The following is a 15,322-nucleotide window of genomic DNA, read 5'->3' on the forward strand; positions in this document are numbered from 1 at the left end:
GCTACGGTCTACGGGTTAGGGACATACCGAACGAGGACAAAGGACAAAAAGTGTTTGCGATCGCAGTTGAACAACAACAGTACAAAACCTACATTCTCTCCGACCAAGCCACCCCGTCTCGGCTTGAAGTCGTTCCCGAACGCGGCGGGATAATTACGCGCTGGCAATATTGCGGTCACGACCTGCTCTATTTAGATACCGGACGTTTTGCCAATCCCAACCTCAGCGTTCGCGGCGGTATTCCCATTTTGTTTCCCATCTGCGGCAACCTTCCCAACGATACCTATACCTATCGCGGTCGAGAATACCAACTCAAACAACACGGCTTCGCCCGCGATTTGCCCTGGCGGGTGAGCGATCGCAACACCCAGGAAGGGGTCAGCATTACCCTGATTCTCGAAAGTAACGACTTGACCCGCAGCCTCTACCCGTTTGACTTCGAGTTGGCCTTTACCTACACTCTCAAAGGCAACATCCTCGAAATCGACCAACGCTATACCAATCGCTCCGAGGAAACAATGCCCTTCGCCACGGGCCTGCATCCTTATTTTTGGACGGCGGACAAAAGCCAGCTCCAATTTAAAATTCCGGCGGTTCAATTCTACGACCAAACCACCCATCGCAAACATCCGTTTACCGGAACGTTCGATTTCGATCGCCCGGAAATCGATGCGGCGTTTACAAAAGTCACCGGACTGGCGGCGACGGTACGCGATCGCCAGCGCCAACTGCAAGTCAGAATGTTGTACAAAGCCAGTTACTCGAATTTGGTGTTTTGGACGATCGAGGGCAAAGAGTTTTACTGTCTCGAACCGTGGAGTTCCCCCCGCAATGCCCTCAATACAGGTCAGCACCTCATCCGTCTGGCCCCGGGAGACAAGTGGGAGACCCAAGTTCGCTTGAGTGTCGATTTTTTTTGAAAAAGGTATTGCGTTCTCAAAAAGCTCGTGCTAACCTAGCTAAGGTGCGTCGGAAACGAGAAACGCGCGGGTCGCTAACTCAACGGTAGAGTACTCGGCTTTTAACCGATTAGTTCCGGGTTCGAATCCCGGGCGACCCATTTACCACCGGAAGGTCAACATTTTTCCCCGCTCGCGGGCAATCTCGGAAAGATCTTCCGTTCTCCTTTAGGGAGTTGGAGGGATGACCTTCCATTGATTTTGCCGTTAGCAAACATCAAATCCATTCCAGATTGTCAATATTTGACGGACAAATTGAGTACCCTCGTCGATCGCCAAAGGCGATCGCGCGATGATTTTTAGTTCCCTCGTTTCGTCGATTTCTCAAGTGGAATAAACGACAACTCGCCGTTACGATCGCCCTCATGTACCCCAGTCGCGATCGTGCCGTCCGTCTAAATTTCGACAACCGATCGGCTATGGCGATCGCCCTCGAAACCGTAAAACCTTAAAATTTCTGCTTTGTAGAGATCGTTCGCCATCAAGCGAAATTTGTCGAAAATTTGGGGTCTAAAACCCCGTCGTCCTACGACGGCTTTCTAGTATAATCAAATGAAACCGAAAATCAGATGTGTAGTCGTGACATGCAAACTGACTGTTGTCAAAAGGCTAGTGTCACCAACTCTATAGGAGTTGCCCCACTACCTCAATGCCCTCTAAGAAAGAATACGGCATAGGTGGGAGATCGAAACAAGAATTGAGTAGGGTAAGGGCATACCCGAATTTACGCTTGGGGAGTAGTCCATCAGAGTGCTTGCTGTAAAAGGTGTAGTCGGACTAGACATGAAACTGTAAGACCGAGACTGGCATGGCTAGTGGAGGCAGGATTCAGCCCAAGAATCCTCGCGACTTTAGTCCGGGGACTGTCAGAGTGTCAACTTAAGATGGTCTGTAACGATTAAGATTGACTAAAAGCGAGTCTCTCGCAAAATACAAAATTAGGAGGAAAAATCTATGGCTCTCGTTCCAATGCGGCTTCTGCTCGATCACGCAGCAGAAAATGGTTATGGCATCCCCGCTTATAACGTCAACAACATGGAGCAGATCCTCGCGATCATGCGCGCGGCTGACGAAACCAACAGCCCCGTGATCCTGCAAGCGTCTCGCGGCGCTCGCTCCTACGCTGGCGAACACTTCCTGCGTCACTTGGTGCAAGCCGCAGTGGAAAGCTATCCCCACCTGCCGATCGCCTTACACCAAGACCACGGTAACGCTCCCTCCACCTGCTATTCCGCCATCCGTCACGGCTTCACCAGCGTGATGATGGACGGTTCTCTCGAAGCCGACGCCAAAACTCCCGCCAGCTTCGATTACAACGTTGCGGTGACCGCCGAAGTCGTTAAAGTCGCCCATGCCGTCGGCGCCAGTGTTGAAGGCGAACTCGGTTGCTTGGGTTCTCTCGAAACCGGAAAAGGTGATAAAGAAGACGGTCACGGGTTTGAAGGAACCCTCAGCAAAGAGCAGTTGTTAACCGACCCCGACGAAGCCGTTCAATTCGTAGAAGCGACTCAAGTCGATGCGCTCGCCGTCGCGATCGGAACCAGCCACGGCGCTTACAAATTCACCCGCAAACCGACGGGCGAAATCCTCGCCATCAGCCGGATCGAAGAAATTCACAACCGCCTGCCCAACACCCACTTGGTCATGCACGGTTCTTCCTCCGTGCCCCAAGATCTGCTCGAAATGATCAACCAGTACGGCGGTAGTATTCCCGAGACCTACGGCGTACCGATCGAAGAAATCCAAAAAGGCATCAAGAGCGGCGTTCGCAAAGTCAATATCGACACCGACAACCGCTTGGCGATCACGGCGGCGATTCGCGAAGCGGCGGCTAAAGATCCGTCGAACTTCGACCCCCGCCACTTCATGAAACCGTCGATGAAGTACATGCAAAAAGTGTGCGCCGAGCGTTACGAAGCCTTTGGCTGCTCGGGTAACGGCACCAAAGTCAAGCAAGTTGGCTTGGATGAGTTTGCTGCCAAATATGCGAAAGGCGAATTGACTGCGGTGACCAAAGAAACTGCCGCCGCCAAATAAGCGAATTGTAGTTCGACTGACGCGCACTGAGCGAATCGTCGAACTCGTCTCTAAAAGTGTTTTGACTTTGGGTAGCTTAACCGCTACCCGATTTTTTTTGGCGGGGTGACCGTGGATGCGATCGCCCCGAGCCGCGATCGGGTTTTAAAAAATTTACAAGTCTTTACTGAGATCGATTGACAAATGCGATCGCCCGGCTCCTTTATTGTCAGTAAAAATACATAATTGACAGGGGGCAGCTCCGCCTACAACCCGACCGTAATTCTACTCCAATCGCCCTTGAAAGGCGATCGCGTTCGAGTCACACCACAGCACGCCGAACGATACTGCATCATTACAACTGCACAAATCTATTTCTGTTTGAGGGCGATCGCGCCATGTCCGTAAAACTTCGTAATCCCCTTTCTTACCCTGTTAAAACTTAATCAATCTTACTCTCTAGATGAAGATTTCAAAAAGCTTTAGCTCGAACGTGGACAGCTTGCCGACAGGATTAATAGAGTAGATTAGAGGACTTCTATAAAACAGTAAGTACATTTTTCATCTTTAAGGAGGTGTTCGCCCAATTGCAACGCAATGTTTACATTTACCATTGACGAGTTCGCTGGCCCTGCACGCCAGCCAACACTATCTCAACGTGAAAGCTCGATCTCAATGGAGTGCAACCACAATGACACATTTGTTTGATGTTATCCAGCGTGCCGATAGGGTTGACTCAAAAAAATCATGTTCAGACCTCTAAAACAAGTCGCTCTAGCCTTTTCGGCACTTGGATGCTTTAGCATCTACACCGCAAGTGCCGCACCTGCCGCTTCTGCATTTACTTTTTTTGAAGACGGCAGCATCGGTATCGACCAGAGCGACCAATCAAAAAGCTTTACCGTCAATTTCGACGGAAATTGGGAAGGGCAGGATGTTGCGGGTCTGTCTTCGGAGGCTGTCTTTACGTTTCTCGGCTTTTCTAGCGTCGAGAACGACAGTAAGACAATTACGGAGGCCAGATTTGAAATTCTGCTCGACAATACCTCCAGTGACAGTCTTAATTCTCGCAGTTCCGCCTTGGGGTTTGACGTCACCGACTTTCTGGGAGAGTCTTTAGACTTGCTGTTTGCCAGCAGTTCCGGAAACTCTTCGCAAGGACGTAGAGGCGGGTCGAGTTCGGAAACTCCTTCTAATCTGGGGGTTACCCGATCGAGTGGGTTATTCAGTGAGGCTACAAGCGGATCGTTCCCCAATCAATTCGGTGCGGTTGACGTTTGTTTCACCGACGGGAATAAGTGTCAGGGGGCGGGAAATGGGGGCGTTTACCGGGATGACGAACCGGAGACTTTCGAGGCGACCCTCGCTTTGTCCGGTGAAGTCGAAAGTTTCGTGATGAGTAATTTCGGTATTCGCTATCAAAGTATTGATGGAGAAGATGGCGATCGCTCGTTCATCGGGGCGAGTGGAACCGGAACGGGAACGGTGATTCCACCCAGTTCGGACAATCCGAAAAAGGTTCCCGAACCGACAATGACCTTCGCTTTACTCTTATTAGGAGGCAATCTTCTGCGACAAAGTAGAAAAAGACAACCCGAACTTGTGGGGAAGAGTGGCTAGACCGAGCCCGTGCTGGAGAAAGATCGTGTTTCTTCTGGCATTGAGCTGTTAGCCCCCCACTCACGGGGGGTTTTTTGCGTGGGAGGGGAGTGCGATCGCAAAACCGCCGCCTTCGATGAGTTGAGAAGGGGCGGTTTTTGGGTGGAGATCGCCATCGGCGAGACAAGGGAGCGAAACAAGAAGGAGAAATGGACTCAAACTGAAAAGTGGCTAATCGGCGGTTTTCTCGGACAAGACGGCCCAGGGGGTCGGGGAAAGAGGAGAGCCGGGTTTGGCTTGGGAAAGGTGGAAAGCGAACAGTAGGGGAAATAAGCCGAATGCGAAAGCGGTGAGGACGCTGGTAAAGACGAGTAGCACGGGATTGGGTCGATCGCCCCGTTCGATCGAGACCGGGTTGGGGAGGGGTTCGCGATCGCGAGGATCCGCTAACAGATCGAGAGTGACTTGAGTTTTGCGAACTTTGACGAATTGATGTGCTTTAATTTCGCGCAGGGCGTCGAGAACTTCGCGATCGCCGTAGGGTTTCTCGCGATATTCGGCGGTCCAGGCTTGAAAATCTTGTAAATCCAGGGTTACCCTGCCGTCATGGTGAGGGCGCGATCGAATCCAATGATAGAGTAGGGCGGCACGGGGGCTGAGTTTCGTCTCTAACATGGCTGATTCTCCTCCGTTCGATCGATACGAGGACGCCGATCGCTCGCGGTCTTGCTCCTCCCAGGGGGCTAGCCCGACAATCCTCGATATTTCAGGATGATTGTAACACCAGTTACAATTCCCTCGTACTTTTTGTGCATATTGTCTTTAGCTTCGACCGCTCGATAAGATAGAAGATCGCAAAATCCCCCAGTCGTGCTTTGGGTTGCTTGCAGGAGCGATCGCGGCGACGGGGACAGTCGTGGGAACCGATGACGTGGCCAAACAAAGACTCGATACATTATTAGTCGAACTCAACTTATGTTCGTCGCGGCAATTGGCCCAGCGATCGATCCGGGCGGGAGAAGTGATGGTCGATCGCCAAATCGTAGACAAACCGGGGACGCCGATCGCCGCCGGAGCCAAAATCGAAGTCAAAGCCCGAGCGCGTTTCGTCTCGCGGGGGGGCGAAAAACTCGCCAAAGCCTTAGAATACTTTGCGATCGACGTCGGCGATCGCGTCTGTCTCGACGGGGGCATCTCCACGGGAGGGTTTACCGACTGCCTGCTGCAAGCGGGGGCGAAGTGCGTCTACGGGATCGACGTTGGTTACGGACAACTCGACTGGGGGCTGAGAACCGATCCTCGGGTCGTCGTCAAAGAACGAACCAACCTGCGCTACCTGACCCCCGCCGATCTCTACACAGACGGCGCCGAGCGCGCCGATTTTGGGGTAGCCGACCTCAACCACATCTCCTTAACCAAAGTCCTCAGCGCGCTGTGGGATTTGCTCGTAGCGCCCCGGGAGCTAGTTTTACTCGTCAAACCGCAGTTTGAAGTGGGGCGATCGCGCGTCGGAAAAAAAGGAGTCGTGCGCGATCCCGACGCCCAAGCCGACGCCATCTGTCAAGTCGCCGAAGCCGCGCGGGAATGGGGATGGCGCGATCGCGGACTCACCTGGTCGCCGATTACGGGAGCGGCGGGCAATATCGAATACTTGCTGTGGCTCAGTACCGAGGGGGACGCCCCCGCCCGCGATCGCGCCGCCGTCGGCGAGCTCACCGCCCAAGCCCACCGAGAACTGCAATAAGGCGATCGTGGCAATTCTGAGGGCGATCGGCGGACGGGGACACCACTCCACCGAGGCGATCGCCCCTTACCCCTGCGACTCTTGACCGAGAACCGTACAATAAAGTCTGGTTAACCTGGAATTCACACAGAAGGTAGAAGTATGGCATCCATCCGGGAGATACACAAACAACTTATTAAAAAAGAGCGTTCCGCCGTCGAAATTACCAAAGAAACCCTCGAACGGATCGAAGCTTTAGAACCCAAACTGCACAGTTTCCTCACCATCACCGCCGATGGAGCCTTGGCACAAGCTCGCCAGGTGGATGCCAAAATTGCTGCCGGAGAAGACATCGGACTGCTCGAAGGCATTCCGATCGCCGTCAAAGACAACCTCTGCACCGAAGGCATTCGCACCACTTGCGGCTCTAAAATCCTCGAAAACTACATTCCCCCTTACGAATCCACCGTCACCCAAAAACTGCGCGACGCCGGGGCCGTGGTCGTCGGCAAAACCAACCTCGACGAATTCGCGATGGGCAGTTCCACCGAAAACTCGGCCTTCGGACTGACCGCCAACCCTTGGGACCTCGATCGCGTGCCCGGAGGCTCCTCCGGAGGCTCCGCCGCCGCCGTCGCCGCCGAAGAATGCACCGTCGCCCTCGGTTCCGATACCGGGGGTTCCATTCGCCAACCCGCCTCCTTCTGTGGCGTCGTCGGGATGAAACCGACCTACGGACTCGTCTCCCGTTACGGCTTAGTCGCCTACGCCTCTTCCCTCGACCAAATCGGGCCGTTCGGTCGCACCGTCGAAGATGCGGCCACCTTACTCCAACATATCGCCGGATACGATCGCAAAGACGCCACCAGCTTAAATGTCTCGATTCCGGACTATCTCAAATCGGTCAAACCGAACTTAAAACCGAAAGGACAACGGCGGATCGGGATTATCAAAGAAACCTTTGGCGAAGGCTTAGATCCCCAAGTCGAACGGGCCGTGACCGCTTCGATGGAATTGCTGCAAGAATTGGGCGCCGAAATTCAAGTGGTTTCGTGTCCCCGTTTCCGCTACGGCTTGCCGACTTACTACATCCTGGCCCCGTCGGAAGCGTCGGCGAACTTGGCCAGATACGATGGGGTTAAATACGGATTTCGGGCGGAAAATGCCGAAAATCTCGGCGAGATGTACGCCAAAACCCGCGCCCAAGGCTTTGGGGCAGAGGTCAAACGCCGGATCGCGATCGGCACCTACGCCCTGTCTGCGGGTTATTACGACGCTTACTATCTCAAAGCGCAGAAAGTCCGCACCTTAATTAAAGAAGACTTCGATCGCGCCTTCGCGCAAGTGGACGTGTTGGTTTGTCCGACAGCCCCGACCACGGCAATTAAAGCGGGAGAAAAGACCGACGATCCTTTGAGCATGTACCTGTTAGACTTGATGACAATTCCGGTGAACCTGGCGGGACTGCCCGCGATTAGCTTGCCCTGCGGCTTCGACGATAAGGGTTTGCCGATCGGAATGCAGTTGATCGGTAATGTCTTGCGCGAAGATTTGTTGTTTGAAGTGGCGTATGCTTACGAACAAGCAACCGAGTGGCACTTACGCAAACCGACTCAAGTTTGAGGAACCTGTTTGCCCGAATGGGGATAACGAGACCCCGGGGGACGGGAGAGAGGGTTGAGGGAGTGTCTGTTGCGTGGGCGAACTGGACTCCCGCGTCCCGATTCTCGATCCCCGATCGCCGATCGCAAGGAGTGGGAGATGAAGAGTTTGGCTTGGCTGGCGAGTAGTTGGAAGTGGCCGATCGCGATCGCGCTGATGGGGGCGATCGCCTACGGTGGGATCTGTCTGTATTTGTTCGCCCGACAGAATCGCTTTATTTTCTTTCCGACGAGGGCAATCCATACCTCTCCCGCCGATTACGGTGTCGCTTACGAAGATATTTGGCTCGACATTCCGGATAACAGGAAAGGCGAACGGATTCACGGTTGGTGGCTGCCCCATCCCGAGGGAGAACGCCCGACGGGAGTGTTGCTGTATTTACACGGCAATGGGAGTAATGTCGGCGCCAATTTAGAAGCGGCTTTGCGCTTTCGTGAATTTGGGTTTTCGGTGTTGTTGGTGGACTATCGCGGTTACGGGCGATCGCAGGGGGATTTCCCCACGGAAACCAGCGTTTACCGCGACGCCGAACGGGCGTGGGATTACTTGACCCGGGAACGGGGGATCCAACCGGGAGAGATCTTTATTTACGGACATTCCCTCGGTGGGGCCGTGGCGATCGATTTAGCGGCCCGAAACCCCAATGCTGCCGGGGCGATCGTCGAAGCCAGCTTTACCTCGATGCGGGATATGGTCGATTATCAATATCCTTTCTTTCAAGTGTTCCCCGTCGATTTCCTACTCACCCACGAATTCGACTCCCTGAGCAAAGTTCGCACCCTGAACATGCCGATTTTGTTCGTTCACGGCGCCCGAGATGCGGTCGTCCCCGCCTCGATGAGTGCGCGACTGTACGATGCTGCCCCCGAACCCAAACGGCTGTTAATGATTCCCGAAGCCGATCACCACAACATCGGCGCGATCGCCCGAGAACGCTATTTTAAGGCGATGGAAGACTTAGTCGCCATCACGAATCCGTTAGAAGCCAAAAATCCCTAGGGCAGGTCTCTTTTAATTTTGCTCGGCAACAATTTTTCCCGTCCGAAAGTCTGTGGGGCGGGCAACACGAGCGCTACAATCCAATTTCAACTCCCGATTTCCTCAATGGAAAATCGAACGTCGAAAATCTAAAATTTGAACTCTAAAATCCCAACAAATCCTATGTCTTTTGTCGGACTTCACATCCATACCGATTACAGCTTACTCGACGGTGCCAGTCAAATTCCCCAAATGATCGATCGCGCCGTCGAATTGGGAATGCCCGCGATCGCCCTCACGGACCACGGCGTCATGTACGGGGCGATCGAACTGATTAAAACCTGCCGAACCAAAGGGATCAAACCCATTATCGGCAACGAAATGTATGTCATTAACGAACCCCTCAACACCACCAAACGTCCGCGCAAATATCATCAAGTCGTTCTCGCTAAAAATAGCCAAGGCTATAAAAACCTCGTCAAACTCACAAGTATTTCACATTTGGAAGGTGTCCACGGAAACGGTATTTTTGCTCGTCCTTGTATCAACAAAGAACTTCTCGAACAATATCACGAAGGATTGATCGTCACCAGTGCCTGTTTGGGGGGTGAAATTCCGCAAGCGATCTTACAAGGTAAACCCGAAGTCGCCCGTAAAGTCGCCCAATGGTACAAAGATTTATTCGGCGACGATTACTATTTAGAAATTCAAGATCACGGATCCCCCGAAGACCGGATTGTTAACGTCGAAATCGTTAAAATTGCGCGAGAACTCGATATTAAAATCGTCGCGACCAACGACTCCCATTTTATTTCTTGTAAAGACGTCGAAGCCCACGATGCTTTATTGTGCATTCAAACGGGCAAGCAAATTATCGAAGAAAAACGCATGAGATATTCGGGGACGGAATATCTCAAATCCGCCGAAGAAATGGCGAAATTATTTAGAGATCATTTACCCGACGATATCATCCAGGAGGCGATCGCCACTACCTTAGAAGTCGCCGATAAAGTCGAACCCTACAAAGATATTTTACGCGAACCGCGCAGCCCTAACTTTCCGATTCCAAACGGTTACACCGCCGAAACTTACGTCGAGGAACTTTCCTGGAAAGGATTAGAAGATCGTTTAAATATCAAAAGCCGCGAAGAAATTCCCCAAGAGTATCAAGAACGGCTGAAATACGAGCTAAAAATGCTCCAACAGATGGGATTTTCCATGTATTTTCTCGTCGTTTGGGACTATATTAAATTCGCGCGCGATCGTAACATTCCCGTCGGACCCGGTCGCGGTTCCGCCGCCGGGTCTCTCGTCGCTTATTGCTTGCAAATTACCAATATCGACCCCGTCCATCACGGCTTACTCTTCGAGCGATTTTTAAATCCCGAACGTAAATCCATGCCCGATATCGATACGGACTTTTGTATCAAACGCCGGGATGAAGTCATCGAATACGTCACCGAACGCTACGGAAAAGATCGAGTCGCGCAAATTATTACCTTCAACCGCATGACCTCCAAAGCGGTCTTGAAAGACGTAGCGCGGGTATTGGGAATCACCTACAAACAAGCCGATGAAATGGCCAAAATGATTCCCGTTTCGCGCGGAAAACCGACCAAACTCTCGGTGATGATTTCCGACGAAACCCCAGAACCTGCCTTTAAACAAGCATATGAAAACGACGAAATCGTGCGTCGTTGGGTCAACATGGCCATCCGCATCGAAGGAACGAATAAAACTTTTGGCGTTCACGCGGCGGGGGTCGTGATTTCAGCCGACCCCCTCGATGAAATTGTCCCGTTACAACGCAATAATGACGGGGCAGTGATCACCCAATATTCGATGGAAGATTTAGAATCCTTGGGTCTGCTAAAAATGGACTTTTTAGGATTAAAAAATTTAACCACCATTCAGCAAACTTTAGAGTATATTTACCAAACCAATAAAATTCAGATCGACCCCTACGATTTGCCCGCCCAAGAACGGAAAGCGCAAGCGGTTTTAAAGCGCAGCGAGGTTAAGAAATTACCGCAAGATGTCTATAAAACTTATCGCGTTCTCGAACGGGGAGATCTAGAAGGGATCTTTCAGTTAGAATCGTCGGGAATGCGCCAAGTAGTGCGCGATTTGAAACCGTCGAGTATTGAGGATATTTCCTCAATTTTGGCACTGTACCGACCCGGACCGTTAGACGCGGGTCTGATTCCCAAGTTTATCAATCGCAAACACGGGAAAGAAGAGATTCAATACGACCATCAAGCGTTAGAACCGATTTTAAATGAGACTTATGGGGTTCTCGTTTATCAAGAGCAGATCATGAAAATGGCTCAAGATTTAGCGGGATATTCTTTGGGTCAAGCGGACTTGCTGCGGCGCGCGATGGGGAAAAAGAAACTCTCGGAAATGCAGAAGCACCGCGAAACGTTTATCGACGGGGCGACGAAGAACGGAATTTCGCAAAAGATTGCGGAAAATTTATTCGAGCAAATGGTCAAATTTGCAGAATATTGTTTGACCTACGAGACGGAAATTCTCACTGTAGAATACGGACCGATACCGATTGGTAAAATTGTCGAAGAACGGATCGACTGTACGATTTATACAATCGATCGCAACGGATATATTTACACTCAGGCGATCGCCCAATGGCACGATCGCGGCACCCAGGAAGTGTACGAGTACGTGTTAGAAACAGGTGACATTATTCGCGCGACTCCCGACCATAAGTTTATGACTGAGGACGGTCAAATGCTGCCTATTGACGAGATTTTCGAGAAGAATCTCGGTTTGAAGCGGGTAGAGAACGCCAGTCAGTGGGATCTTCCTCTGGTGAGTTAATCGATTTAAAATAAAGCGATCGCTTTATAAGTGATAGCGCTTTTGCAGAGATTGAGGGTAGGGATACGGCAACGTCGTGTCCCTAAAGGTCGTGCATCTCCCTTGAGGGTGTACGAAAATCGTATAAACACGAAGAGTTAGAGGTTTCAAATGACCGTCAATCCCAACTCCATCCCGCCTAATCTCGAAGAATCACAGCAGTTGTTAACGGACTTACTCGAAGAAGTCACGCGACAGAGTGCCGATTTAGCTGGCGGTCAAGCGGAAGATCTCGCCAGAGGGAAAACCGCCGTTCGATGCCTCAAAGAAACGACAGTGACTTTTGGAGACCCGCGCAGTCGCTTAATTCCACTCACTGCAGAAGAATTTGAAGGTCAAGGAGTCGAGTTAAATTATCAAACTCGGCAATTAATGAATCAGTTTGATTTTTATTCTTTGGTATTGAGCGTCAATCCTCGACCTCAAGAGAATGTAATTATTGCTCGTTTAGAATGCAAAATTAACTTTCATTCCGAAGGGAACGAAGCGCCAATCGTCCACCGTCTTTGTCCGGATAGTCAGTGGCAATGGATTGTTAAATCGGGGGTTGAAATTAGCTTGGGTTTAGATGCGAATTTAGATATTCAAGCGGGGGTCGATGCTGCCGACCTTTCTAAGCTGGTTAATCTTCCTCAATACAATGAGTTTAAAGCGAATGTAGGAACGAAAGATCGACTCAAAGCATTTACGGTTTTAGAAGGGTTAAAGTATCAACTCGGCAAATTTGAATTGTTTGCTCAAGGGAAAGATTGTTCCGAATGCTTTTGGCGGATCGAGAAACCACAACTTTTAGGGCGATCGCAAATTGAATTTAATCTGATTCTCAAGGTTCCTAAAGGATGGGAGGCGATCGCCTTCACAGGTGAAGTTTGGATCGAACCCGATGTAGATTGGTGGAACCGCGAACTCGGCGATGCGATCGATGCACTTCCTGGGTATTTAAAAGATAAATTTGGAAGTGAAAGAACCATTGCGAGAAGCTTTGCCGTAGGTCAAAAAGAAGAGTGGGTCGGTCGGCATAAGATCGTCTTACCTCGTGGATAAATAGACCGAGGGGAAGGATACGGTATTGCCATGTCTCTACAGGTTAAAACTTAAAATAAAACAAAATGAAACTCAAAAATGAACTACCGATATCATCTTTGTATTCCGAATAAAGATTCGGTTCGAGTCCAATTTTGGAATCCGCAATTTCAAAGCCCGAATGAATCGAGTGGAACGTTGAATCGCGATCGCCTAAACGATCGCATTCAATCGATGCTGACGGATTCTTCGCAGTTAGTAGGAAATGCGATTCGGACAGTAGGGGAAGCTTTATTTGATTGTTTGTTTGACAGTCAATTAAGAGAGCATTTCTTAACTTATTATCAACAAGTCGTTCTAGATAAACAACAAACTTTAGAAATTATTCTGGCCATTAATGAAACAGCCTTGCCAGAACTAGTGGCTTATCCTTGGGAATTTATTTGTTTGCCCAAACGATATCAACAGGGTGAAATTCGATTTGCAACCGATCCGAAACTGAGCTTTTTTCGGACTCGATATAACCTTGAAGACAGCGATCGGCGATCGCTCAAAATCGAGCCAGAAAACCGCCTTAAAATTGCTTTGGTTGTTGCCAGACCGATCGCCGATTCTCAATTAAAAAATGTCGAATATCGACAAGTCGAAAGCCATTTAAATCATCTTGCCACGCAACACAAAGATATTGATTTTTTACCCGTCATCAATCCGGCGACCCCCCGAAAAGTTGCCGCCCAACTCAGAGACACTCAACCCGATATTTTTCATTTCATCGGTCACGGTCAATTGGGACAAATTGCCTGGGTCACGGAATCCGGCGAACCCGATTGGAAAACGGCAAGCTTTTTTAGTAACCTATTCAATCAGCATCGTCCTAAAATTGTTCTCTTGCAAGCTTGTGAAACAGCGCAAGAGTCGGAATTGGAGGCATTTAGTAGCGTCGCCGCTCATTTAATGCTGCAAGGAATTGCGATCGTGATTGCAATGCAGTATAAAATATCCAATCAGACCGCTAGCTGTTTTGTCGGGGATTTTTATGATGAAATCATCAAAGGTCATCCCGTTGATGTCGCCGTACAACAAGCTCGATTTAATCTGTCACTCGATAAGGGATACGAGCAGAAAGATTTTGCTACCCCTATCCTCTACATGAACAGTAGAGATGGTTATTTATTTTTACAAGCTGAGACCCCGGATGATGACATTATCTTCAAAGAAGACGAGTTACTGGATATTTTAGAGCAGATGATTCCCGTTCAATTTAAAAAATTATGCTTTAAACTTAAAGTTCCTAAAAATCTCCTCCCTTCCGAAGATAAAGACCAAACAAGTAAAGCGATTGCCTTACTTGAATGGGCAACTGCACCGGGTGGATGCGGGCTGGAAAATATAAACAATGCTGTCAATGAGTTGTTGAAATGAACCGCCGCAGAGAATACAACGAAGACGAGCTACTGGATATCTTAGAACAAATGATTCCAGCTCAATTTAAAAAGTTATGCTTTAAACTTAAAGTTCCTAAAAATCTCCTCCCTTCCGAAGATAAAGATCAAACAAGTAAAGCGATTGCCTTACTTGAGTGGGCAACTGCACCGGGGGGCTGTGGTTTGGAGAGTATTAACTCTGTTTTAGCAGCAATGAACCTATGTTTGTCAATACCAGACGATATTTATAAAAATCCTAATGATATTAATAAAATGGCCGAAACTAGGTTGTTAAATTTCGATCACAAACTTACTTTAAAAACCTTTGAAGACATATTAGAACAGCTAGAATATAGGGAAAATGCAGGAATTTTTATTTTAAAAGATTGCTGGAATCGAGGAGGTAAGTATTGTCATAAAAGGTTGATTCATTATTTATCAAAAAATACGGCGGAAGGTAAGTTTCATATTAAAAGAGTTGGTTATTTAGGGGGAGATATAAATTGTCAGAGCTTGTTATTGCAACTTGCCAATGAATTAAATATTAGGCAATATTGGGACAACTTAAATGAACAAGAAATTATAGCTGCGATCGCCGATCGTTTCTATCATCTAGTTCCCAAGCAAGACTCCGGCCATACTTATTTATTTCACATCAAAGGGTATGACTCTCTCTTGGAAAATGAGAGTTTCTGGGATTGGTTTATCAAAAAATTTTGGAATCATTTGATCGAGCGTATAACTCTGTTGGCGAGTCAACATCGATTACTCAAGGTTATTTTTTTATTTGAAGTTGAAATATATATTAAAATTACAGCAGATTATATATGTGAATCTTCCAAAAAGTTCGATCGCAGTAAAATAATTGAATTGCCTTTAGAACCATGCGAAATAAAAGAAATAGAGGATTGGTTGTACAAATTCTCCTGTTTACCGTCAGAGATTGTCGAACAATCCCTTTCAATTGTTCGTTCTACCGATAGAAGACCCGAGCGCGTTTACGATTTTTTTCGAGACAGATTAATCGAGTATTTACAAAACGCCTAGCCAAACCCTTAAAA

At 49.2% G+C, this 15,322-nt stretch carries 11 protein-coding genes and 1 tRNA gene; 11 read left to right on the forward strand and 1 reads right to left on the reverse strand.

All coding sequences use genetic code 11. The features are described from left to right. Positions 1-50 precede the first annotated feature (50 nt). The 4 genes from HCG48_RS16930 (at position 51) to HCG48_RS16945 (ending at position 4,595) form a co-directional block, all read left to right on the forward strand. On the forward strand, positions 51-920 hold the full coding sequence (locus tag HCG48_RS16930) for an aldose epimerase family protein (protein WP_168570205.1): 870 nt from the start codon (positions 51-53) through the stop codon (positions 918-920). Between the two features lie 68 nt (positions 921-988). After that, positions 989-1,060: transfer RNA gene (locus HCG48_RS16935), tRNA-Lys, on the forward strand. 853 nt (positions 1,061-1,913) lie between these two features. Continuing rightward, positions 1,914-2,996: a class II fructose-bisphosphate aldolase gene (fba, locus tag HCG48_RS16940; RefSeq protein ID WP_168570206.1), complete on the forward strand. Its 1,083-nt coding sequence runs from the start codon at positions 1,914-1,916 to the stop codon at positions 2,994-2,996. 726 nt (positions 2,997-3,722) lie between these two features. After that, the gene (locus tag HCG48_RS16945; protein WP_168570207.1) at positions 3,723-4,595 is read left to right on the forward strand and encodes a cistern family PEP-CTERM protein; all 873 of its coding nucleotides are present in this window, start codon (positions 3,723-3,725) and stop codon (positions 4,593-4,595) included. A gap of 210 nt (positions 4,596-4,805) precedes the next feature. Here the strand turns inward: HCG48_RS16945 and HCG48_RS16950 are convergent, their stop codons facing one another. Continuing rightward, positions 4,806-5,249, reverse strand: coding sequence for a hypothetical protein (locus tag HCG48_RS16950; protein WP_168570208.1), 444 nt, complete (start codon positions 5,247-5,249; stop codon positions 4,806-4,808). A 256-nt stretch (positions 5,250-5,505) separates the two neighbouring features. On the opposite strand from HCG48_RS16950, the gene HCG48_RS16955 reads away from it, so the two are divergent. The 7 genes from HCG48_RS16955 to HCG48_RS16985 all read left to right on the forward strand — a co-directional run bounded on the left by HCG48_RS16955 (position 5,506) and on the right by HCG48_RS16985 (position 15,308). Beyond that, positions 5,506-6,318: a TlyA family RNA methyltransferase gene (locus HCG48_RS16955; RefSeq protein WP_168571936.1), complete on the forward strand. Its 813-nt coding sequence runs from the start codon at positions 5,506-5,508 to the stop codon at positions 6,316-6,318. 141 nt (positions 6,319-6,459) lie between these two features. After that, positions 6,460-7,920 carry an Asp-tRNA(Asn)/Glu-tRNA(Gln) amidotransferase subunit GatA gene (gene gatA / locus HCG48_RS16960; protein WP_168570209.1) on the forward strand — a complete coding sequence of 487 codons (1,461 nt, stop codon included), beginning with the start codon at positions 6,460-6,462 and terminating at the stop codon, positions 7,918-7,920. 138 nt (positions 7,921-8,058) lie between these two features. Next, positions 8,059-8,958, forward strand: a complete 900-nt coding sequence (locus HCG48_RS16965; protein WP_210437063.1) for an alpha/beta hydrolase — start codon at positions 8,059-8,061, stop codon at positions 8,956-8,958. A gap of 162 nt (positions 8,959-9,120) precedes the next feature. Then, a complete protein-coding gene (locus HCG48_RS16970; protein WP_168570210.1) occupies positions 9,121-11,775 on the forward strand; it encodes a DNA polymerase III subunit alpha in 2,655 nt (884 codons plus the stop codon). A gap of 150 nt (positions 11,776-11,925) precedes the next feature. Continuing rightward, the gene (locus HCG48_RS16975; RefSeq protein ID WP_168570211.1) at positions 11,926-12,858 is read left to right on the forward strand and encodes a hypothetical protein; all 933 of its coding nucleotides are present in this window, start codon (positions 11,926-11,928) and stop codon (positions 12,856-12,858) included. Between the two features lie 78 nt (positions 12,859-12,936). Beyond that, positions 12,937-14,259 carry a CHAT domain-containing protein gene (locus HCG48_RS16980; protein WP_168570212.1) on the forward strand — a complete coding sequence of 441 codons (1,323 nt, stop codon included), beginning with the start codon at positions 12,937-12,939 and terminating at the stop codon, positions 14,257-14,259. Continuing rightward, the gene (locus tag HCG48_RS16985) at positions 14,256-15,308 is read left to right on the forward strand and encodes a hypothetical protein (protein WP_168570213.1); all 1,053 of its coding nucleotides are present in this window, start codon (positions 14,256-14,258) and stop codon (positions 15,306-15,308) included. The genes HCG48_RS16980 and HCG48_RS16985 overlap by 4 nt, the downstream gene beginning before the upstream one ends. Positions 15,309-15,322: the final 14 nt, after the last annotated feature.

Origin of the sequence: Oxynema aestuarii AP17 (assembly GCF_012295525.1) — a bacterium.
Lineage (GTDB): Bacteria > Cyanobacteriota > Cyanobacteriia > Cyanobacteriales > Laspinemataceae > Oxynema > Oxynema aestuarii.

Excerpts from the sequence above, each read along its gene's own strand:
- fba (WP_168570206.1), top strand. The coding sequence starts at position 1,914 with ATGGCTCTCGTTCCAATGCGGCTTCTGCTCGATCACGCAGCAGAAAAT.
- HCG48_RS16945 (WP_168570207.1), top strand. The coding sequence starts at position 3,723 with ATGTTCAGACCTCTAAAACAAGTCGCTCTAGCCTTTTCGGCACTTGGA.
- HCG48_RS16950 (WP_168570208.1), bottom strand. The coding sequence starts at position 5,249 with ATGTTAGAGACGAAACTCAGCCCCCGTGCCGCCCTACTCTATCATTGG.
- gatA (WP_168570209.1), top strand. The coding sequence starts at position 6,460 with ATGGCATCCATCCGGGAGATACACAAACAACTTATTAAAAAAGAGCGT.
- HCG48_RS16965 (WP_210437063.1), top strand. The coding sequence starts at position 8,059 with ATGAAGAGTTTGGCTTGGCTGGCGAGTAGTTGGAAGTGGCCGATCGCG.
- HCG48_RS16970 (WP_168570210.1), top strand. The coding sequence starts at position 9,121 with ATGTCTTTTGTCGGACTTCACATCCATACCGATTACAGCTTACTCGAC.
- HCG48_RS16975 (WP_168570211.1), top strand. The coding sequence starts at position 11,926 with ATGACCGTCAATCCCAACTCCATCCCGCCTAATCTCGAAGAATCACAG.
- HCG48_RS16980 (WP_168570212.1), top strand. The coding sequence starts at position 12,937 with ATGAACTACCGATATCATCTTTGTATTCCGAATAAAGATTCGGTTCGA.
- HCG48_RS16985 (WP_168570213.1), top strand. The coding sequence starts at position 14,256 with ATGAACCGCCGCAGAGAATACAACGAAGACGAGCTACTGGATATCTTA.